The sequence below is a fragment of the Paenibacillus doosanensis genome (genome assembly GCF_025060755.1).
Lineage (GTDB): Bacteria > Bacillota > Bacilli > Paenibacillales > NBRC-103111 > Paenibacillus_S > Paenibacillus_S doosanensis.
Window position 1 is genome coordinate 1 of the sequence record NZ_JANYUY010000065.1, and the last position, 22,147, is coordinate 22,147.

Below are 22,147 nucleotides of genomic sequence, written 5' to 3' on the forward strand. Positions count from 1 at the left end.
CTGCTAGTCATGAACCTCGAAAAGAGACTCCGGGTTCTCTTTTTGCCTTTTTTGCAATGGCTCTGGTCGACCCTCTCATTCCGCTTACCCGTGATGCCGTAAATTGCGACCCGTTCAGCAAGCCCTATGTAGAAGGCGATAATGACGCCGAGCAGCACGGCCAATAACCCCATCAGCATCATCCACTTTTTAATAGAGGTAACCTTGGACGACGTTTCTTCATTGCCGTTCTTTAAGATGTTTTGCTGGAAGGTTGTAAGCTCGTCGATTTTTTTATCGAACTTCTGGATCGTGTCGCGGCCTTCCGTGAGCAGAAGGTTGGTGTATTCCTCCGTTTTGTTTTGCTGCTTCAATTGAATTTCCCTGTTCGCCAGTTGATAATATTGCCCTTCCAGCTGATCCATCTCTTGAAACAGCTTCTTGGCGTCGGAGATGACGATAATGTCTCCCAAAGCTTTGCTCATGCTTAAATATTGGCTGTGACTGTCGTTAAAGCTCTTCAGCGCCGCTTCGTCGCCGATCAGCAAGTATTCGCGAAGCTCGGCCTGTTCCTTTTTTATCGCCCAATTCAATTCCTGGATCATAATCAGCTTTTGGGCTTTATCTTCGATTAGTACCGTATAAGAACGGTCCACCGCTGAAATTTGGAAATAAGCGATCGTTACTGTTATCGCCAGAATAAATAATACGACAAAAAATCCGGCGAACATTTTTTTACCGATAGATAGCTTCATTGCAAGTTCCCCTCTCTTGTTGTTTCGGGTCGTTTACTATTGGATAGCGGGAAATTCCGTTTTTTGTTAATCACTCCGCTTCTATCGAAGTTGCTTACATCATAGAGGATTAGGCCTTGAGAATCAGTGAGTGAAATCACAAATGGTTAATTTATGAAATTGTTATAGTAGATTATAGGTCTAATAACCTGAAATTACAAATTTTGAGCGTTGGGTTTAAGAGAAAGAAAGACAAAAGGATCATGATGACCTTTATGTACATAAATCTAACATTCCGGAAGGCGTTCGAAGCTCGAACGGCGGATTTTGCATCCCTCAAGCTCGATTATGTCACGTTTGTGTCATATTAATTTATGAACACCCTTTCATCAACCAAATGAATCCATATAAATCGCTTACATTTACTTGGGATATTTTCTTGAAATGAATTGTGTTATTTATATTGACATCCCTTGAAGTTATCCTTTATTATTAATATCAATGGAGAATATAACCGGAAAAATAACATATTTTCTTAATAAAATGCGGTTTTTCCCTTGGTAAACGATAATAAATGCCTTTAATTAATTCACTGAAGAAAATAAAAGGGAGATGGCCAGTGAAAAAGCATGATCAGGATTTTATGAAACGGCAAAACCGGTTGACGGTCTTCGAAATCATCAAGCATCAGCAGCCGATCTCCCGCGCTGCTATCGCCAAGCAGACCGGGATGAGCCCCACAACGGTAAGCCGCATTGTAGGCGAGCTGACGGAAGAGGGGTATTTACTGGAAACGGAGCAAGTATCCGCCGGGCTCGGCAGGAAGTCGACGCTGCTGGCGATGGTGGATGCCGCGGTGCTGTCGGTCGGCGTCGAGCTGGACCGGCACCAGATCAAGATCGGCATTGTCGATATTCAAGGCAATGTCGTTGCCGGCGACACCTATCCCCGGTCTGCGGATGAAAGCGCGGAGGTTACGCTTAAGCGCATCGGCGCCGAGATCGATCGTCTGACGAAATCGAATCAGATCGACTGCGCCCGCTTGATCGGCATCGGCATCGGACTGCCGGGGATTGTGGACAACGATACGGGAGTCGTGATCTTCTCCGTGCAGCTCGGATGGAAGAACGTTCGTCTGGCCGAACGGCTCAAGGAGATTACCGGTTACGATGTCGCGATCGACAACGAGCTGAAGGTGAAGGCGCTTGCCGAGCATATGAAAGGCGCCGCCATCGGATCGAACCGTACCGCTCTGCTCGGCTTCGGCAACGGTGTGGGCTCCGCGCTTATCGTCGACGGGGAAATTTATCGGGGGAAAACGAACAGCGCCGGCGAAATCGGACATACGACGATCGACCCGAACGGGATGATGTGCGATTGCGGGAAGGCGGGCTGCCTTCAAACGTTTATCAATATTAACTCGCTGCTGTCGGAGGCAAACAAGATTCGCCCGGTCCGCTCCATTGAGGAATTGTTCGAGGCAAGGCGCGCTGGGGAGCGCTGGGCGGTCTATTTGGTCGAACGCGCGCTGATGTACATGGCGATTACGATAAATAACGTCGTTTGCATGTATAACCCGGACAGCGTTATTTTAAGCGGCGAGCTGGCGGACAAATTCCCGGAAATTTACGAGGAAGTGGTCGAGCTATGCTTTACAAGATTCGTGTGGGAGCCGCTCAGAGGGACCTTCGCGATTATGCGGTCGGAGCTCAATGAGCAGGGCGTCGTAATCGGCTCGGGTCTGATGTCGCAAAACTGCTTTTTCGCGCTGGAGTAGCGAGTAGCGGCGGCTTGCCGCACGAGGCTTCGGTATCGGATGAATGAAGCCGGTTAAGAGGCAGGATGGAGCATCGAATTGCAAAGGTGAATTCAGGGGGGAGCAGAATGGGATTTATACCGTTAGTTGAAGAATACCGGGGCGGCGTGCTGGAGAATGTCCATTACGGGGCGGTTACGATCGTCGATGAGAAGGGCAGGCTGCTGTACTCGGCGGGAGACCCGGAGCATATGACGTTTTTGCGGTCGGCGGCCAAGCCGTTCCAGGCGATACCGGCCATGAAACGCCGCATTGACGAAGCGTACGGTTTGACCGGCCGCGAGACGGCGCTGCTTGCCGCCTCGCATCGCGGAGAAGCGTTTCATATCGACGCGCTGGAATCGATGATGCACAAGATCGGCATAGACGAGGAGGCGCTTCACTGCTGCGCGACATATCCGCTGAACGAAGACGCCAAGGCGCAGCGATATTGGGCCCATGAGGCGAAGCGGCGCATTTTCCACAACTGCTCGGGCAAGCATACGGGGATGATCGCGCTCTGCAAGCATATGGGCTGGGATGAGCACACCTATTACGACCCGGAGCATCCCGTTCAGAAGGAGATCGTACAGACGCTGGCTTACATCGCCGAGGTTCCCGAAGCTTCGATTCCGCAAGGCGTTGACGGCTGCGGACTGCCGATCTTTGCGCTTCCATTGAGCCGCATCGCTTACGCCTTCTTGAAGCTGGCATGTCCGGATCTGATCGCGGATGCGGACACGCGAGATGCTGCGGGCCGGATAGCCCGGCTCATGAATGAATATCCGGATATGATCGCGGATACGAGATTCGTTTGCTCCGAGCTGCTGAAGGATGCGAATCTGGCGGCCAAAGGCGGGGCGAAAGGGGTGTACGGCATCGGGCTGAGACAAGAAAGGATCGGCATTTCGCTGAAGGTTTCCGACGGCTCCGAGCAGGTATGGCCGTGCATCATCGCATCGATTTTGGAGCGGCTCGGGTACGGCAACGAGGAGACGATCGACCGGCTGTATAAGCTGGTGCCGAATACGATCGTCAACGACGGGGGCACGGAAGTGGGATTCCGCCGCGCCGTGTTCGATCTGAAAGCTTAACCGAAGAATAACCTCCTAATCCTGCGTATGTTTGTAAAAGCGGGGAACAAGCGGCCTGAGGATTCGGATGCGCTGCCTTTAACGGGAGCCTTCGCCTCCTCCGGCGGCTGCGGTTCACCGGCTTTTAAACCGCCCGGGGCACGGAGCGATTCTAATACAAACAAATTTTTGGGGAGTGAAATCAATGAAGGTTAAAGGAAGAACATGGTCGGCGCTCATGCTGCTGCTGATCGTTGCGGTTGTAGCTGCGGGCTGTGGAGGCGATGCCGGTAAAAATAATGCAGGCGCCGGCAAAAGCGAAGATACCAAGGCGGTCTCCAAAAACAATAAGGACGTCGTGATCGCCATCAATGCCAACTTTATTACGCTGGACCCCCACAACACGAGCGACACTCACTCGATTTCCGGCGCAAGAACGATGTATGAAGGCTTGATGGGCTTTGACGAAAATATGAATGTCGTGCCCGTGCTGGCCGATGCTTACAAAATTAGCGAGGACGGTCTGACCTATACGTTTACGCTTAAGCCGAATATTAAATTCCACGACGGTACGGATTTCAACGCCGAAGCGGTGAAAATCAACCTCGACCGCATCCGTGACGAGAAAAACAACTTGAAGCTGCGCAAAAGCTTTGCCAAAGTGAAGGACGTTGCGGCTCCGGACGCCAAGACGGTGGTCATAACGCTCAGCGAACCGTACAACGCGTTTCTGAACAAAATGGCGATGGCCTTGATGGTCAGCCCGAAGGCGCTGAAGGAGCAGGGCGATAGCATCGGGAAAAGTCCGGTAGGCACAGGTCCTTTCAAATTTAAGGAATGGGTGCAGGGCGACCGGCTGGTCGTCGTGAAAAATCCGGATTACTGGCAAAAGGATTTGCCGAAGGTTGACAGCGTAACGTTCAAGCCGGTACCGGAGAACGGATCGCGGATCGCGATGCTGAAGACGGGAGAAGCCGACTTTATTTATCCGATGCCGACGGAGCAAGTGTCCGAGGTACAGGGCCAGAAGGATATCGTCATTGACAAGATCGATTCGACGATCGTCCGTTACGTGACGTTGAACACGATGAAGAAGCCGTTCGACGATGTGAAAGTTCGTCAAGCGATCAATTATGCGATTAACAAGGACGCCTATATTAAGGTCGTTAAATCCGGTCTGGGCGCGAAGCTGGACTCTTCGATGTCCTCCAAGACGCAGTATTACTCCAAGCAAACCGGCTATGATTACGATGTGGAAAAAGCGAAAAAGTTGCTAGCCGAAGCAGGCTATCCTGACGGCTTCTCGGCCGAAATTTGGGGCGAGAACGATTCCGAGACAATGAAAGGGATGCAGTTCATTCAGCAGCAGCTGGCGCTGGTCGGCATCAAGCTGGAAGTGAAATCGATGGAAGGCGGCACGCTGTCGCAGCAAATCAACTCGGCCAAAACGCCGCAAGAAGCGAAAATTCAAATGTGGTACGTCAGCTGGTCCCCGTCTTCCGGCGATGCGGACGGCGCGACGAGAGGCCTGTTCAGCAGCGAAATGTTCCCTCCTGCCGGCTCGAACACGGCGTATTACAAAAACGATAACGTCGACAAATGGATCGCCGATGCGAACAAAGCGATCGATCCGAAGCAAGCCGGTTCCATCTATGCCAATATTCAGAAGCAAATTTGGGAAGACGCTCCGTGGGCGTTCATGGGCGTAGACCAAGTCATTTCCGGCAAGCGCTCTTACCTGGACGGCGTCAAAGTATTCCCGGACGGCTCCATTAGCGTACGAGGCGCCGAAGTGAAGCAGTAACATCCGCTCTATAAAAAAGATGCAGGGGCCGTCTCTGAAGATTGCTACAGGAGCGGCCCCTGTCATGTACTTGTCTTAATGAAGGGAGGCTCTCTCGCTTGGGGAGATACGCGCTACAAAGACTTCTTGGTGTCATTCCGCTGCTGTTTGTCGTATCGGTGCTGGTCTTTATGTTCATCCATTTAATTCCAGGTGATCCGGCGCGGCTCGTAGCGGGCAAGGACGCCACGCTGGAGGAAATTAACGGCATTCGCGAGCAGCTCGGGTTGAACCTGCCGCTGTGGCAGCAATATATCCATTACATGGGCAAGCTGCTGCACGGCGATTTAGGCGATTCGCTCCGCTCCGGGCTGCCGGTGTCCGACATGCTGAAGAGCAGATTTATGCCGACCGTGATCCTTACTTTTCTGAGTCTCGGGTGGGCGCTGGTTATCGGACTTCTGATCGGTACGATCTCGGCGGTCAACCGTAACCGGTGGCCGGATTATGCCGGGATGCTGACCGCGATTTCGGGGATTTCGGTTCCGGGCTTTTGGCTCGGTCTGGTGTTCATTCAAATATTCTCCGTCGAGCTGGGCTGGTTCCCGACCGGCGGGGTCGATTCCTGGAGCTCCTACGTGCTTCCTTCGATTACACTTGGAGCGGGCATCATGTCGATGCTGGCCCGGTTCTCCAGATCCTCGATGCTCGAAACGATGCGGGAGGATTATATCCGGACCGGCCGCGCGAAGGGACTCAGAGAATTCGTCGTCGTAGGCCGTCACGCTTTGCGCAATTCGCTCATTCAAGTCGTCACCGTCGCCGGTCTGCAGTTCGGATTTTTGCTGGGCGGCTCCGTGATGGTCGAGACCGTATTCAGTATTCCGGGGCTCGGCAGGCTGCTCGTCGATTCCATTGCGTTCAGGGATTACACGGTAATTCAGGCTTTGCTGCTGCTCTTTGCCACGCAATTCATACTAATTAATCTTATCGTCGATATGCTGTACGGTGTGCTGAATCCGAAAATCCGGTATGCGTCGAACTAGGAGGAGATATGATGAACAACAATTCGACGATCATCGGGGCCGGTTCCTCCGAGCCCTCAGAGGCGCTGAAGCCGAAGCGCGCCAAAGGCCGTGCGGCGGCGTTTTTCAGCAAGTTTTGCAAGCAGAGATTATCGCTGGCGGCAGGGATTTTCATCGTACTGCTGGCGATTGTCGCATTGTTCGGACCGTACTTGACGCCGTTTGATCCGAACGAGCCGGATTACGACGCGCTCATGTCTACCCCTTCGGGAGCCCACTGGGCGGGAACGGATGAATACGGCCGGGATATTATGAGCCGTCTCATTGCCGGCACCCGCTTAACGCTGTCGGTCAGCTTGAGCGCCGTGCTCATCGCCGCGGTGTTCGGTACGATTCTCGGCCTGCTCAGCGGCTATTACGGCGGTTGGCTGGACCGGCTCATTATGCGCAGTAGCGACGTGCTGTTCTCTTTCCCCGATCTGCTGCTGGCTATCGGAATCGTCGCGATATTGGGACCGGGATTGTCCAACGTGGTCATTGCCGTCGCGGTGTTCGGCATCCCGTCGTTCGCGCGGATCATTCGCAGCGTAACGCTGTCGGCCAAAGAAACGCTGTTCGTCGAGGCGGCCCGCTCGATGGGGGCCAAAAACGGGCGTATTATATGGAAGCATATTTTTCCGGAGACGGTTCCGAGCGTCATCGTCAATGTGACGATGAAAATCGGCGGCGCCATCTTGGCCGCATCCTCATTAAGCTTTCTCGGTATGGGCGCGAAGCCGACCGAGCCGGACTGGGGCGCCATGCTGAGCATGGGGCGCGATTATTTGAGCATTGCTCCGCATATTGTGTACATTCCCGGGGCGGCGATCTTTTTGACTGTACTTGCTTTTAATCTGGTTGGGGACGGCCTGCGCGACGCGCTTGATCCCAAGACGAAAAATTAAAGGGGGCCGGAATCGTGACGCCTACATTGCTTGAAGTGCAAGGATTGAAAACGGAGTTCCGACGCGACGGCGGAAGCGTAATGGCGGTGTCCGGCGTGGACTTCCATATAAATAAAGGCGAAGTGCTGGGACTTGTCGGCGAATCCGGCTGCGGCAAAAGCGTGACCTCCCTGTCGATTATGCGCCTCTTGAAGGATACGCCGGGACGGATCGCCGCAGGCGCGGTGCGGTTTGAAGGCACGGACCTTACTGCCCTGAGCGAGAAGGAGATGCGGCGGTTTCGCGGCAACGAGCTGGCGATGATCTTCCAGGAGCCGATGACCTCGCTCAATCCGGTGCTGCGAATCGGCCGGCAGCTCGAAGAGCCGATTATGCTGCATCTCGGCTACAGCCGCAAGAAGGCGCGCGAGCATGCGGTTCATATGCTGAAGCTGGTAGGCATTCCTCGGGCCGAGGAAGTGGCGGACGATTATCCGCATCAGCTCTCCGGCGGGATGAGACAGCGGGTCATGATCGCGATGGCGATGGCTTGCGGCCCGAAGCTGCTTATTGCCGACGAGCCGACGACGGCGCTCGACGTAACGATTCAGGCGCAAATTCTCGATCTGATGAAGCGGCTGAAGGAAGAGCAGGAGATGGGGATGCTGCTCATTACGCATGATCTCGGCGTCGTGGCCGAAATGTGCGACCGCGTTGTCGTTATGTACGCAGGCCGGGTCGTAGAAGAGGCCTCGGTGCGGGATTTGTTCGAACGGCCGCAGCATCCGTACACGCAGGGCCTGATTCATTCCGTTCCGAAGCTGCGCCAGAAGGTGCGCCGTCTGGATTCCATTCCGGGGAACGTCCCGGACCTTAGCGCCATGCCGCCGGGCTGTAAATTCGCGCCGCGCTGTCCGCATGCGATGGAGCGCTGTGCCGCGCAGGAGCCGCAGCTTCTGCCTGTCCAAGGAGAGACGGGCCGCAAAAGCCGCTGCTGGCTGACGGAATCGGATCAGCGGGAAGGAGGAGAAGGCGCATGATGGAGACGCCGCTGGTAGAAGTCAAAGGATTGCAGAAATCGTTTACGATCAAAAAAGGCTGGCTTGGCTCCGACAAATATTTACGCGCCGTCGACGGCATTACCTTTGCGATCCGCAAAGGGGAAACGTTCAGCCTCGTCGGCGAGTCCGGCTGCGGCAAGTCGACGACAGGGCGCTTGATCACCCGGCTGCTCAAGCCGAACGGCGGGGAAGTATGGTTTAACGGGCAAAATATTACCGCCCTTAACGATCATCAGATGCGTCCGCTCCGCAAGGATATGCAGATGGTGTTCCAGGACCCTTACGCTTCGCTAAATCCGCGGATGAAGGTGAAGGAGCTCGTAGCCGAGCCGCTGATCATTCATACGAAGCTCAGCACGAAGGAGCGGGATCAGCTGGCGCATGAGCTGCTCGAGACGGTCGGCTTGAGCAGCTTTCACGCCGAGCGGTACGCTCATGAGTTCAGCGGCGGGCAGCGGCAGCGGATCGGCATTGCCCGCGCTCTGTCCGTGAGGCCGAGCCTGATCGTGGCGGATGAGCCCGTATCGGCGCTCGACGTGTCGATTCAGTCGCAGGTGTTGAACCTGCTGCAGGATCTTCAGGAAGAGTACGGCCTGACGTATCTGTTCATTTCCCACGACTTAAGCGTCGTGGAGCATATTAGCGACCGCATCGGCGTCATGTACTTGGGCGCGCTGGTGGAGACGGCGGATAAGGATACGCTCTACGAGCGGCCGCTTCACCCTTATACGCAGGCGCTGCTCTCGTCGGTGCCGGTCCCTGACCCGAGCCAGAAGAGGGAGCGGATTATTCTGAAGGGCGATTTGCCGAGCCCGGTCGATCCGCCGTCCGGCTGCCGGTTCCATACCCGCTGTCCTTCCTGCATGGACATTTGCAGGCAAAACGTGCCGGTATTCCGCGAGGTCGAACCGGGACATCAGGTCGCTTGTCATTTATACGATGAAGAGATGATGAGAAATGCAAGGTAATTCCATTAACGGCGAAGAAGGGATCGAAATGCATATTACAATCGATAAGGCTGAATCGGCAGGAGTGCTGCTCTATCCTTCCTATGCGGGAGAAGCGTTCTTGTACCCGCTCGGCGAAGCCCGCAAGCGGCCGGGGACGGTTACTTGGCTGTACGGACGCGCGGAAGGCGAGACGGATGCGCTCGCTCTCGGGATGGGAGAGCGCGGGCAGGAGACGCTGGAGCGGATTCGCCGCGCCGGCGGGACGGCGGCTCGCGCTCTGCTGCTGGAAGGGCGCAGCGGCGGGACGCTCGTTCGCAGCCGAGGCGGCTGCGCGGCCGACGGCGCAAGCGCGAGCGGGGAGCGCCCGGCGGAGGCGGCCGAGTGGCTGCAGGCTTGGATCGAAGGCTGGCTGCTCGGCCTGTACCGGTTCGATAAGTACCGGAACGCGACGAGGATCAGCGGCGACGTTAGCTTGAACCTTCGTTCGGAAGATTGGGCCGAACTTTCGCGCTCCGAGCTGGAGGCGGTTATCGGAACCGCCCGTCATCGGGCGGAAGGCGCCAATCTGACGCGAGACTGGGTGAACGAGACGCCGGATACGCTGAATCCGGACACATTCGTCGAGTGGACGCTGGAGCTGTTCCGGGATAAGCCCGTCGGTATCCGCGTGTACCGCGGGCAGGAATTGGCGGACCGCGGCATGAACGGCTTGCTGACGGTCGGCGCCGGGAGCGAGCACGCTCCGGCGCTGATCGAGCTGCGCTACGAAGGGAGCGCCGACGCCAAGGCGCCGATGCTGGCGCTGGTCGGCAAGGCGGTCACCTTCGACATGGGCGGTATGAACGCCAAGACGGGGCGTGACATTAGCGACGCCCGGATGGATATGGGCGGGGCGGCGGCAGTCATCGGCGCGCTGGACATTCTCGTCCGGCAGCGCGCGGAAACCAGCGTCACCGCATTGATCGCGGTTGCGGACAATGTGCCGGACGCCCGCGCTGCGCTGCCGTCGACCGTCATTCGCTACCCGAACGGATTGACCGTTCAAGTGGCGAATACGGACGGCGAAGGGCGGCTCGTGCTGGCGGACGCCTTGATTCACGCTGCCAAGCTCGGCGCGGCGCAGGCGATCGACATTGCCACATTGACCGGCAATGTGGGAGACGCCCTCGGGCTCGGCATCGCGGGCATCTGGGGCGACTCGGGGATGACGCGCCGTCTGGTCGAGATCGGCGAGCGCAACGGAGAGCGGCTCTGGCCGATGCCGCTGATGGACGAATACGAGTCGGAGCTGAAGAGCCATTACGCCGATCTGCGCAACGTAGGCACGTCGACGCTTGCGGGCGCGATTGTCGCGGCGCTGTTCATTCGCCGCTTCGTCGCCGAATCGATGGGCTGGGTTCATATCGATATGGCGGGAACGGTGCAGTACAAGCAGGATACGGGCTACGCCGAAGCGGGAGCTACAGGATACGGGGCGAGACTGCTGGCGGATTACGCGGTTCAGTATGCCCGGGAGCATCAGCGGGGAGAGCGGGAGGATTCGCAATGAAATTGGAAGTGATCGCCACTTGTATGGACGATGCGCTGAAGGCGGAGGCCGGCGGCGCGGATCGTCTGGAATTAATTACGGCCATTACGGAAGGCGGCTTGACGCCGGGCATCGGATTGGTCCGTCAAGTCGTCCAGGCGGTTCGCATACCGGTCCATGTAATGGTCAGGCCGCACAGCCGCTCCTTTGTATATGACCGGTATGACCTGGAGACGATGATCGCCGAGATTCAGGCGATCGCTTCCGCGGGAGCGGCCGGCATTGTCGTCGGCGCTTTGACGCCGGAAGGGCGGATCGACGAGCGGGCGCTGGAAGCGATGCTTCCGTGGGCGGAAGGGCTGCAGGTGACGTTCCACCGGGCTTTCGACGAGCTGGAGGATCAGCTCGCAGGGCTGCGGACGCTGCTTCGCTATCCTTCCTTTACCCGCGTGCTGACGTCGGGCGGGCTTCGCCCGGCTCCCGAGGCGGCGCCTGCGATTCGCAGGCTCGTCGAAGCGGCGGAAGGGACGACGCTGCGCATCCTGGCGGGCAACGGGCTCACTCCCGAGGTCGTCGAAGCTTTCATTGAACAAACCGGAGTACCCGAAGTTCATTTCGGCTCCGCGGTTCGCATCGGCCGATCGGGCTTGGCGCCGATCGATCCCGTGCGGCTGCGGGCCTTATCCGACAGCCTTCTTAGATTCGGCTGATCATAGATTTTGAAAAAAGGTGAATTATGTTGCATAACACAGAACAATACGTAGTAGGCATCGATCTGGGCGGAACGAAGATCGCCGCCGCTCTTTTCAATTCGAAGGGAGAGATCTTGGGCCGTGAGCGGATGGAAACCGCCAACGCGCGTACGGCGAAGGAAGTCGTGCAGCGGATGATCGAAATGATCCGTTCCGTCGCGCGCGGACTTCCGTTATCCGGCGTCGGGCTGGCCTCGCCGGGAGCGGTGAACAGCAAGGACGGCATCGTGCTGCACGGCACGAATCTCCCGGAATGGGAGCAGGTTCCTTTGAAGAAGTGGATGGGAGAAGCGCTCGGCGTGGACGTGCAGGTCGTGAACGACGCGAATGCGGCGGCTTGGGGCGAATATGTCCGGGGAGCGGGCAAAGGCTCGGAGAATATGGTGTACGTGACGTTCAGCACCGGGATCGGAGCCGGTATCGTACTGGACGGCAAGCTGATGCTCGGTTCTACTTCTTTTGCCGGAGAGCTTGGACATAACATCATCCAGCCGGACGGACCCGCCTGCAGCTGCGGCAACCGGGGCTGCTGGGAGGTATTCGCTTCCGGAACGGCTATCCGCGATGCGGCGCTGGCATTCATGCAGAGCAAATCTTCCGCGATTGCGGAATTGGCCGCCGCCTGCGGCGAACCGGTGTCCGCGAAGCATGTGTTCGAAGCGTATAAGCAAGCGGATGAAGTCGCCGTTCAGGTGGTAGACCGGGCGGTCCACTATATGGCGCTTGGATTGGCGAACGCGGTCCATACGTTCAATCCCGACCGGATCGTCGTCGGCGGCGGCGTGAGCAAGGCCGGCGACCAGCTGTTCCCCGCGCTGCGCGAGCAGACGGAGAAGCTGGTCATGAAGCCGTACCGGGGCACGTTCGAGATCGTCCCCGCCGGCTTACAGGATGACGTAGGCTTGATCGGCGCGGCGGCGTTGTTTCATCAATCGTAATCGACTTTGAATGGAGAAGGAGGTTGGATTAGATCTATGAGCACGAGGGAGCAAAGAACCCGCTGGTTTCTGCAAGACCGGTTCGGGATGTTCATTCATTGGGGCTTGTACTCGATTCCTGCCCGAGGAGAATGGATTCGGGGCAACGAGCGGATGAGCTATGAGCAGTACAAAGTTTATTTCGACGAGTTCGACGCCTCCCGCTATAACCCCAGAGAATGGGCCAAAGCGGCCAAGGCCGCCGGGCAGAAGTACGCGGTGCTGACGACGAAGCATCATGACGGCTTCTGCCTGTTCGACAGCAAGCTGACGGACTTCAAAGCGACGAATACGCCGGCCGGGCGCGACCTCGTCCGCGAATATATCGACGCTTTTCGCGCGGAAGGACTCGCCGTCGGGTTGTATTATTCCATCATCGACTGGCATCATGACGATTATCCCGGCTACGGAGACAAGGCTCATCCGGATCGGGACAACGAGGCGGCGAAGGATAAGCCGATCGATTTCGACCGCTACTTGACCTACATGCACGGACAAGTGAAGGAACTGTTGACGAACTACGGCAAGATCGACATCATGTGGTTCGATTTCTCCTACGATAATATGACCGGCGAAAAGTGGAAGGCGACAGAGCTTATCCGCATGATCCGCTCGATCCAGCCGGACATCATCATCGATAACCGGCTCGGAGGCAATATTCGCGCGGCCGAGCCGGAGGAGTATGCCGGAGATTTCTTCTCTCCGGAGCAAATCATTCCTCCCGGCGGCATCGTCGACGTGAACGGCAAGCCCGTGCCATGGGAGGCCTGCATCACCTTGAACGACCACTGGGGCTACCACTCCGCCGACAAAAACTACAAATCGGCCCAGCAGGTCATCCGCACGCTGGTCGAATGCGTCAGCAAGAACGGCAATCTGCTGCTGAACGTCGCCCCGGACGCGAAAGGAGAAATCGGCCGCGAAACGCTGGACGTGCTGCAGGAAGTCGGCGAATGGCTGCGCTTGAACGGCGGCAGCATTTACGGCTGCGGCGCGGCCGACCGACCGAAGCCGGAGTGGGGGCGCTACACGCAGAACGACAATAAGCTGTACGCCCATGTATACGATCGGGGGATCGGACCGATCTATTTCGAAGGCTTGAAGGGCAAGATCGCCAAGGCGAGGCTGCTTCGGGACGGAACCGAGCTGAAGGTGGAGACGCCGTGGATGGCCGAGGAATACTCGGACATCGACAGCGGCGCGTTCATTACGCTGGCCGGCGCCAAGCTGCCGGATGAGCGTGACACGGTGATCGAGCTTCATTTGAAGTGAGATTGGCTGAGTATCGTAGGAAAATTGTATGGAGACACGGAGCGTTTGCTTCGTGTCTTTTACTGGTTTTTTGAAGGGTGCTTCCATTAATTGTAATTCGATAAAGAATGCTTATACTCTGGCATGGATGTTGGTCCATACTGTGGTGCGAATGTGAAGCGAACACGAATTTCCAGAGGGATTCGCACCTAGGCGAAATCGAATGATGCCGTCGGCTCATACCGATGCCGCTATATCTTGTGGCTTATTTGGTAGATAGGGTGTATTATTAAACGATATAAACGTTAGGGCTAATACACCTTGGAAATCGGAGTCGCACCCCGCGCGGGTGCGTGGATTGAAATGTGAGCACCGTGACTTGGTCGCCGTCGGAGAGCTCGTCGCACCCCGCGCGGGTGCGTGGATTGAAATTGGTTCGTAAGGTCGATTCGCTTTGGCATTTAAAGTCGCACCCCGCTCGGGTGTGTGGATTGAAAACGCAATAGTATGAGCGAGCTGTGGGATCAGATCGCCGAAGTGCTGAACCGCGATCTTTCCCCGCAGCAAACGGCCTCATTCTTGAATAAACTGCAGGATGCATTGGACGGACAGTTGGAAGCTTGCCGTTCCGTCGTCCATAAGGAAATCGATCTGCAGCAAGCGGTATGGCGGTCCAAGCAAGAAGATTTGCTGCAGCTCCAACTGTCGGCAAGGAACCTGCAAGCGGTTATGGAGCGGCTGCGCGATTGGCGTACGGTTCGTCGGGCCAATCTTCGATAAAGATTAGCTGAGCATCTTGAGCGGGGAGTTATGGTTTAAATACACAAAGCACAGACCGGCAAACCGCTCTGTGCTTTGTTGCGTAATTGCTGCGCTGACTATGGAAGATCCTTTATTTCTCATTTATGGCCCATCGGGCGATGCCGCCTCGTGCTCCCTATTCTTTAGTACTTTTCGAAGCCTGTTGCAGGTTTGACCGCGTGTGTGAAACAGCGTGGAAGCGCATCTACAGCTTGCGCGAAAGCTTCGCATAGGACGATGGCGTCATACCGGCGATACGTTTAAAGATACGGCTGAAATAAAATTCGTCCTCATAGCCGACCAGCTTGGAGATTTCCGTCAAAGCGAGCCCGGAGCTCTCCAGCAGCTCCTTCGCTTTGGTCACCCGCAGGCGAATGATATAGTCCTTTGGGGCGAAGCCCGTAAGCCGTTTGAACTGCCGGGAATAGTAGCCCGTGCTGAGTCCGGCTGACTTGGCGAGCTGCTCCACGGTTAACGGAGACTGGAAATGGTCGGCGATGTACCGGAACGTGAACTGAATCGCCGAATCCGCGTCGCTGCTGTACTGCGCATCGTACATGTTGTCGATCAGGGAGAGCCACAGCTCCCGAAATGCCAAGTTACAGCGGTATTGCGAGATGGGATCGTAAGCTTTCCACAGCCGGAATACCTTATCGAAGCACCTGCGCACTTCGGCCGGCCGCACGGTCGTAATCATGCCGCGCAACGGCGCGAGCCAAGTGCCTGATGAACGAGTCAGCCATTCCTGCTTTTCTTTGTAGCACATTTGGTAGTCGAACCGGATATGGTAGATTTCAACGTCCTCCGAATCCGAGATCGTCCATTCGAACGTCGTTTCGGGAACGAATACCATAACGGCGCCGGGTACCAGCGCATACTTGACGTTGTTCATTACGTAATAGCCTGCGCCTCTTACGATATAGTGAATGGAATGAATATTATGAACGTACGGCGCTTGGCGCGTGCCCGCAGGAAGTATCGTATTTCCGGCAAAAGCGACCGAGAACACGGATTTATGGAGATGATCGGCCAGTTGGGTCGCGTTGATCAATGCATCGTCTCTCCTTGCCAAAAGGAACATGTCTGTTTGGAGCGCGGCGAGAAAAGTAGGCCAAGCAAGCGGAGACGCCTTCCGCTCGCTGTTGTCCCCGATTTTCCTAAATGGAAACCCGCAAGCGGATTGGAGAAGCAGGGAGTTAGGGCGAACGAGTTAGCGCTAATGCTTCAATGGAATGGGGCCGCTTGCTTGCGCTTCTCTTTTTATCAGTTCAGGCTTCCTAGATCGCCGGCCGCAAAATAATGTGCTGTTTTCCCCGGCCGACAGGCACCGTCGCCTCCTGATACGAAACGATAAAGGCCCGTCTAATCTGATCCGTTTCGTTGCCTTTGGAAGAGTGCCACGTGAGGGCGTTAAACAGTAGGATAGAGCCTGCCTTCATCGGCACCGGTTCCGCTTTCGACAAGTCAACCTGCTCCTCGACCAAAGCTTTCCGGCAAGTGCCGTTATTTTTCACGGTGTATGGCAGCAAGCCTTGCTTATGGCTTCCGGGAACGATCCATAAACAGCCGTTCTTCTCGTCGGTATCCTGCAGCGGCACCCATATCGACATCCGGGTATCGCTGTTCACCACTTCCGTGTAATATGCGTCATCCTGATGCCAGTGGCAAACGGAAGGACTGTGAGGCAGCTTGGTCAACAGCTTTGAGGAAAAGATGGAGATACCGGGCTTCACAATATCCTCGATCAGGGTCAAAATCCGCTCGTCATAAGCGAATGCCTTGGTCTTATCGGTCAGCATGGCGAGCTGGTACGTAAATCCTTCATGCTCTCCCGTTGATTGAACTGGCGCTTCACATCCGTCCAGCTCCTTGTTGATCTCGCTTAACTCATTCACTGAGAAAAAATCCGAAACCACCACATAACCCAGCTCATCATAATGCTTTTTTTCTTCCGCCGTCAATATTCTCACCTGAATCACTCCTTCAAGAAATCGATTGGTTGTATTGTAGCACCCGGGTTTACGATTCCACCATGGAGTAATATGATAAGCGATCTGGACAAATCTGATCTTAGTGCGAATGTGAAGCGCACATGAATTTCCTGGGGGGTTCGCACCTAAATAGAAGTCTAATGTTGTCAGCGACATCGTAAAAGTATTTGTAATCTTATGGCTTATTTGGGAGAATAGGCGTATTATTAAATCAAAAGGACAATTTTTTGGGCTATTTTCCTTTGAAAATCGGTGTCGCACCCCACACGGGGTGTGTGGATTGAAATAAGGGTCAAGCTGAGCAACACGGAACAAGAGTCCAGTCGCACCCCACACGGGGTGTGTGGATTGAAATTGCAAGTCCGTCTTTACACCGTTATACATTCCCGGTCGCACCCCACACGGGGTGTGTGGATTGAAATTAGCAATGGTGGGTGTAAAAGTTAAAAAAGCAAGTCGCACCCCACACGGGGTGTGTGGATTGAAATGCCTTGCTTCCGGAATAATTTATCGATCATTCCGTCGCACCCCACGCGGGGTGTGTGGATTGAAATTTGGTAAGTTTAAGAGTCCGGAGGACCTCGCTAAGTCGCACCCCACACGGGGTGTGTGGATTGAAATAGGAGCCGAACGGAGAATAAAAGCAGCTGCTCGGGTATACAAGTCGCACCCCACACGGGGTGTGTGGATTGAAATTGTTTTGCAGCCTGTGCTCAAAAATAATATGACGTCGCACCCCACACGGGGTGTGTGGATTGAAATAAAGAAAAGTAAACGAAAAGAGATCCTGCAGCTGCTGTCGCACCCCACACGGGGTGTGTGGATTGAAATATGTGGCAGATGTTCCGCAACTTTATGGCAACCGTCGCACCCCACACGGGGTGTGTGGATTGAAATGAGTTTTTGCCAGTCGAACCACATAATCATTATCAGTCGCACCCCGCACGGGTGCGTGGATTGAAATACGTGATCAGAACTACTACAACACCTCGCGGCAAGCGTCGCACCCTGCACGGGTGCGTGGATTGAAATCTTTTCTAGCGGCAGTGTACCTCTGTCAATAGAGTAGACACAAAGAATCGAGAGAATTAGGCAGTCTTACGGTACATACGTTCGCATTCATTGGGAGTTAGATACCCGATCGTGGAATGGATACGTTGGGCATTATAGAAACAAGTGATATATTCAAAGATCCGCTTGCGCGCCTGTTCCCGTGTCTTGAACTTTTCCAAGTAGATCAATTCCTTCTTGATCACACTATGAAAGGATTCGATGCACGCGTTATCGTAGCAATTTCCTTTGCGGCTCATGCTGCCTTTCATCTTGTAGGTCTTCAAACGAGCCTGGTATTCATGAGAGGCATATTGGCTGCCGCGGTCCGAGTGATAGAGCACGTTGTCTCCGGGCCGCTGCTGATGATAAGCTCGATCCAGCGCTTGAATGACTAGTTCCTTTGTCATGCGATCTCCCATCTGGAACCCAATGATTTTGCGGCTATAGAGGTCCATGACGCTGGCCAAATACAACCATCCCTCTTCCGTGGCGAGTGAAATAAGAGATAGGGCGTAGTCGAACTATCTCCCCACCTCTCTTTCCCGAACCGGACTTGCACCTCTCAGCGCATCCGGCTCTCCATTTAAGTGTTGCTCAAAGCAAAGGCGACTTCGTCAAAATATGATTCTACTGTACGACGTTTCTCAGAACGCAGAATGTAGGGATTTTCTTCTGGATTTCTCCATGTGAACCAACGTTTTCGACTGGTTATTAGTCGTCTGAGCGCCAGTGTCCCATAGAATCCCCGACTATTTTGCCCCTGCAGGATCCAGATTTTCGCTTTCCCCTTTTCTGGTGACCGGACAAATTCTCGCATTAACGATCGGAAGCCACGTTTGTACTTTCGTGCAAGCCAGTATCCGAGTTTCCAAAATACCGTGCGATCTACTTTGCTGAATATCGTCGCTGTATGGTCAGTATATTGGTAGAAATTTGCCCATCCTGCAAGTTGTCGGTTAAGACTTTCAACGAAGTCCATCCTGTTCATTCCGTAATTCCCTGACAGTTGTTTGACTAATTTCTCAGTAAAGCGGCGGTATTTCTCCCATGGAATAGATGAGACAGGGCGCATTCGCCCCCGGGACCCTCGTTTGCGAATAATCCGATGGCCAAGGAAAGTGAAACCGTCGTTCACGTGTGTAATATGTGTCTTATCCATATTTAACGTGAGTTTTAGCTTAACTTCGAGAAATTCCCGGCATGCCTCCCGGACTACCTCAGCGTGCGCTTTGGTCCCTTTGACGACAACTACGAAATCGTCAGCATATCTACAGTAAGAAATCGCTGGTTTCCATTGCCGATTTTCACGTATCGCGATAGGACGCTTATTTTGTATGCCAAAGTTCCATGCCCACCGATCTTTTCGTACCTTCTTACTCAGAAATTTCGCTTCCATCCATTGATCAAATTCGTGTAACATAATATTGGATAGTAGCGGCGAAATGACGCCGCCCTGCGGAACTCCTTCGCTTGAAGCGCGAAATAAACCATGATCCACGCATCCTGACTTGATCATCTTCCACAACAAGGACAAAAATCTCTGATCAGAGATGCGTTTACGGACAGCCTTCATGAGTAACCGATGGTGAACAGTATCGAAGTAACTTGCCAAGTCACCCTCAATGACCCAGCGACCAGCAGTGGAATTCGTTTGTTCATTCCCATCCTGCAATTGCATTTTGACAGTTCGAATAGCATGATGGACGCTTCGCGCCGGTCTGAAACCATAGGATACCGGGTGAAAATCACTTTCCCATATCGGTTCCATAACCATTAACATCGCTCTTTGTACGATACGATCTCGAAGACAAGGGATACCTAGCGGTCTGAGTTTGCCGTTCGCTTTTGGGATATAGACTCGCCTGGCAGGTTGCGGACAGTAATTTCCGGTCAGCAATTCATAGCGTAACGTTTCCAGTTCAAGATCAAGCATTGCTTCCATCCTGCGCTTGTCTATGCCATCTACGCCCGGTGTTCGAGCTCCGCTTGAAGTGAGAGTGATGCGAGCCGCTTCACTTAGCCAAGACCTGTCAGCTATTATTCTGATAAGTCGGTCGAACTTGCGTTCCTCGTTTTCTGTTGACCATGTCGCCAGTTTGCTTTGCATTTCACTGATTATCAAAGGTCTTCACCTCACTAAAGTCAGTTAATGAGCCAAGCAAACCACTTAAACTGCCTCCCTTTGCCATGTGACCGGCTTTCCCGGTCTCGGACTACTACGGAGGCTCCGTCATTCTGCATAGCGTCGGGGCACACACTCCCTTGGCATCTATGCAGACTTTCCCCAGTTCACATGCTGGACTCCACGCATGGGTTAGGCTGCCTATCGCAGTCTTTATCCTTGCTATCTGCAAGTCGTCGCGGACATTACGATCTAGCTGAGCACTCTTCGTGAATCCCTGTCGGCCAACGTACATGTTTGGTCGACATTCGTGAATTCCGTCAATTCGGCTAACGGAAGTTCAGGCCGCGACCTGCCTGTTAAGCGATGTAGGCAGGGGTGACATTTCAACCCTCAGATGCGGTTTAATAGGTTCGTGTTCCTCAACCTTCCCATGCTCAGCCTAGAGACTCATCTTGGCGTAATCGCTTCGCCGCAAGCCCCATTTCCCGCGGACTACGTCACCTTACCAGTGTCGGCAAGTCACCGCCGCTTCGGCTCACTTCTTCTCACAGCAGAAGAAGGGCATGTCTGTAAAAAAAATTTCAACATGCATTCCAAACATGCTCAAGTAACCTGTTCCATTAGAGGAACTTGTTAGCTGGGCGTACCATACGTAATGTCGGTCACCCAGGCTCGATTGGGGGCATCCGGCCGAAACTGCCGATTGAGGACATTCGCTGCAATCGGTAAGCTGTGCTTCGAGTTGGTCGTGGCCTTGTACTTCTTGACGGTGCGGGACTTCAAGCCGAGCTCCTTCATGATGCGGGCTACAGTCTTTTCTGATACCCGTATGCCTTGCTTGTGAAGAACCCGTGTGATTTTCGGACTTCCATATAGGCGGCGGGAATCCAGGAAGATACGGCGGATGTGCCGCTCCAGCTTTCTCCGGCGTTTAGCCCGCTTGCTTTCTTTACGTCGGGTCCACTGGTAATAACCGCTTCGGGATACGTTGAAGATCGCACATAACTTCGCAACACAGCTCTGGAAGCGGTGTAGATAGATCCATGGAAAGATCAGCGCCGGTCTTTGGCAAAGTAGTGCATCGCTTTTTTTAGGATGTCGTTCTCCTCTTCTAGCTCACGGATTCGCTTTTGCAGGTCCCGCAGGGCCTTGTCATCCGGCTTCAGTTGGCCACTACCTGGGAAGGCTTGTGTCCCATCCTGCTTGAATTCGGTTACCCATCGGTATACGGTATTGTCATGTAAACCGAGTTCCTTAGCCACCTGAGGGACGGCTTTCCCCTCCTCTTGAATCATTTGAACGACTTGTCGTTTGAACTCTTTGTCGTAGCTTTTCTTTTTCATCACGGTCACCTCAAATTCGGATAAGTTGATTGTATCCTATTCTCGGTTCACCGTGTCTACTTTTTAGTCTAACAGCAGCAGATTTGTTTGCTTTGCCGCAGTCGCACCCTGCACGGGTGCGTGGATTGAAATGTTGTATCGATCAAATCACCTGTAATCTGCATAAGTCGCACCCTGCACGGGTGCGTGGATTGAAATTTGCGGGGTCATAGGTCTCCCCCTCCCTTGTTTTGTCGCACCCTACACGGGTGCGTGGATTGAAATATCGTAATTGCCTCCTAAATGTTGGTTTTGAAATTGTCGCACCCTACACGGGTGCGTGGATTGAAATCATGGTACCGGCGTTCGAATCTGTTGTTAGTCCTGCATCTTGCAGTCTGTGTGCAGCAAGTCCGGCCAAGGCATGCTGCCGTTTGCTGCGCCCTTTTTTGCATTTAGGTGATGCGAATTACAGAATAATTCGCCGTCTTCAGCTATAGTAAAATTACTGGAAGTATAAATTGGGGAGGGATACCGCCTTGAATAAAAAATCGATCTTGAAGACAGCAGGGACGTTGGCGGTCGGCGTGGTGGTCGGCATTTTACTGATGATGAGCGACGATGTCTACAAAGCGGTCAGCGGCGCGATGGGCAACTCGACGAGCAATGCGGTGGCGTTCTCGGCTGCGGATCGGAGTAAGCTGGAAGGCTTCGGCGACCAGCTCTCCAAGCAGCAGGAGAAGATCGACCAGATCACCAAGAGTGCGGAAGAAATAAATAAGAAGACCGAGGCGCTCGCGCAGCAGTCTTCGCAATCCAAGAAAGAAACGCAGGGCGACCCGGCGTCCTCGGCGGAAAAGAAAGAAGATGTGTCTCAACAGCAGCAGCAGCAGCTGCAGCAGCAAATGGTGCAGATTATCGAGCAGATGAGGGAGTCGCTCCAGCAAATGCAGCAGTCCCAGAGGGATACGTTGAAGGCGGTTAGCAGGCCCTGAACCTTGAACGATCTATAGGCAGATAGCGA

General features: G+C 54.4%; 19 protein-coding genes, 1 pseudogene and 1 CRISPR repeat array. Of the genes and pseudogenes, 13 read left to right on the forward strand and 7 right to left on the reverse strand.

The window, feature by feature from the left end:
* Positions 1-734 (reverse strand): CHASE3 domain-containing protein (locus N0M98_RS29525; RefSeq protein WP_259620014.1); only part of this gene is annotated, 734 nt, incomplete at its 3' end.
* Between the two features lie 598 nt (positions 735-1,332).
* On the opposite strand from N0M98_RS29525, the gene N0M98_RS29530 reads away from it, so the two are divergent.
* The 12 genes from N0M98_RS29530 (at position 1,333) to N0M98_RS29585 (ending at position 14,611) form a co-directional block, all read left to right on the forward strand.
* Positions 1,333-2,490: an ROK family transcriptional regulator gene (locus tag N0M98_RS29530; RefSeq protein WP_249861103.1), complete on the forward strand. Its 1,158-nt coding sequence runs from the start codon at positions 1,333-1,335 to the stop codon at positions 2,488-2,490.
* Positions 2,491-2,597: 107 nt separating this feature from the next.
* On the forward strand, positions 2,598-3,602 hold the full coding sequence (locus N0M98_RS29535; protein WP_249861104.1) for an asparaginase: 1,005 nt from the start codon (positions 2,598-2,600) through the stop codon (positions 3,600-3,602).
* Positions 3,603-3,786: 184 nt separating this feature from the next.
* Positions 3,787-5,385 carry a glutathione ABC transporter substrate-binding protein gene (locus N0M98_RS29540; protein WP_249861105.1) on the forward strand — a complete coding sequence of 533 codons (1,599 nt, stop codon included), beginning with the start codon at positions 3,787-3,789 and terminating at the stop codon, positions 5,383-5,385.
* A 98-nt stretch (positions 5,386-5,483) separates the two neighbouring features.
* Positions 5,484-6,410, forward strand: a complete 927-nt coding sequence (locus N0M98_RS29545) for an ABC transporter permease subunit (RefSeq protein ID WP_249861106.1) — start codon at positions 5,484-5,486, stop codon at positions 6,408-6,410.
* Positions 6,411-6,421: 11 nt separating this feature from the next.
* Positions 6,422-7,333, forward strand: coding sequence for an ABC transporter permease (locus N0M98_RS29550; protein ID WP_249866413.1), 912 nt, complete (start codon positions 6,422-6,424; stop codon positions 7,331-7,333).
* A 14-nt stretch (positions 7,334-7,347) separates the two neighbouring features.
* Entirely contained in the window at positions 7,348-8,352 is a 1,005-nt protein-coding gene (locus tag N0M98_RS29555; protein ID WP_259620015.1) for an ABC transporter ATP-binding protein, read from the forward strand.
* Positions 8,349-9,341: an ABC transporter ATP-binding protein gene (locus tag N0M98_RS29560; RefSeq protein ID WP_283942780.1), complete on the forward strand. Its 993-nt coding sequence runs from the start codon at positions 8,349-8,351 to the stop codon at positions 9,339-9,341. Before N0M98_RS29555 ends, N0M98_RS29560 begins: the two co-directional genes overlap by 4 nt.
* Positions 9,342-9,369: 28 nt before the next feature.
* Positions 9,370-10,872 (forward strand): M17 family metallopeptidase, encoded by a 1,503-nt coding sequence (locus N0M98_RS29565; RefSeq protein ID WP_259620036.1) that lies wholly within the window; start codon positions 9,370-9,372, stop codon positions 10,870-10,872.
* Entirely contained in the window at positions 10,869-11,561 is a 693-nt protein-coding gene (locus N0M98_RS29570; RefSeq protein WP_259620016.1) for a copper homeostasis protein CutC, read from the forward strand. Before N0M98_RS29565 ends, N0M98_RS29570 begins: the two co-directional genes overlap by 4 nt.
* A 26-nt stretch (positions 11,562-11,587) precedes the next feature.
* The gene (locus N0M98_RS29575; protein WP_259620017.1) at positions 11,588-12,541 is read left to right on the forward strand and encodes an ROK family protein; all 954 of its coding nucleotides are present in this window, start codon (positions 11,588-11,590) and stop codon (positions 12,539-12,541) included.
* Positions 12,542-12,577: 36 nt separating this feature from the next.
* The gene (locus tag N0M98_RS29580) at positions 12,578-13,852 is read left to right on the forward strand and encodes an alpha-L-fucosidase (RefSeq protein ID WP_259620018.1); all 1,275 of its coding nucleotides are present in this window, start codon (positions 12,578-12,580) and stop codon (positions 13,850-13,852) included.
* Positions 13,853-14,338: 486 nt separating this feature from the next.
* Positions 14,339-14,611, forward strand: a complete 273-nt coding sequence (locus N0M98_RS29585; protein ID WP_259620019.1) for a hypothetical protein — start codon at positions 14,339-14,341, stop codon at positions 14,609-14,611.
* A 226-nt stretch (positions 14,612-14,837) separates the two neighbouring features.
* Here the strand turns inward: N0M98_RS29585 and N0M98_RS29590 are convergent, their stop codons facing one another.
* The 6 genes and pseudogenes from N0M98_RS29590 to N0M98_RS29610 form a co-directional block, all read right to left on the reverse strand.
* On the reverse strand, positions 14,838-15,683 hold the full coding sequence (locus N0M98_RS29590; RefSeq protein WP_249861112.1) for an AraC family transcriptional regulator: 846 nt from the start codon (positions 15,681-15,683) through the stop codon (positions 14,838-14,840).
* A gap of 226 nt (positions 15,684-15,909) precedes the next feature.
* Positions 15,910-16,602, reverse strand: coding sequence for a phytanoyl-CoA dioxygenase family protein (locus N0M98_RS29595; protein WP_259620020.1), 693 nt, complete (start codon positions 16,600-16,602; stop codon positions 15,910-15,912).
* Between the two features lie 275 nt (positions 16,603-16,877).
* Positions 16,878-17,520: direct repeats of the CRISPR family, unit length 33 nt; unit sequence GTCGCACCCCACACGGGGTGTGTGGATTGAAAT.
* A 191-nt stretch (positions 17,521-17,711) separates the two neighbouring features.
* A pseudogene (locus N0M98_RS29600) lies at positions 17,712-18,164 on the reverse strand (IS3 family transposase); the annotation flags it as partial.
* Between the two features lie 95 nt (positions 18,165-18,259).
* Complete coding sequence (gene ltrA / locus N0M98_RS29605) at positions 18,260-19,798, reverse strand: group II intron reverse transcriptase/maturase (protein ID WP_259620021.1); 1,539 nt, start codon at positions 19,796-19,798, stop codon at positions 18,260-18,262.
* A 636-nt stretch (positions 19,799-20,434) separates the two neighbouring features.
* Positions 20,435-20,857, reverse strand: coding sequence for an IS3 family transposase (locus N0M98_RS33945; RefSeq protein WP_375295565.1), 423 nt, complete (start codon positions 20,855-20,857; stop codon positions 20,435-20,437).
* Complete coding sequence (locus N0M98_RS29610) at positions 20,854-21,144, reverse strand: transposase (protein ID WP_249861071.1); 291 nt, start codon at positions 21,142-21,144, stop codon at positions 20,854-20,856. The genes N0M98_RS33945 and N0M98_RS29610 overlap by 4 nt, the downstream gene beginning before the upstream one ends.
* Positions 21,145-21,662: 518 nt before the next feature.
* Between N0M98_RS29610 and N0M98_RS29615 the strand changes: the two genes are divergently transcribed.
* Positions 21,663-22,118: a hypothetical protein gene (locus tag N0M98_RS29615; protein WP_259620022.1), complete on the forward strand. Its 456-nt coding sequence runs from the start codon at positions 21,663-21,665 to the stop codon at positions 22,116-22,118.
* Positions 22,119-22,147 lie beyond the last annotated feature (29 nt).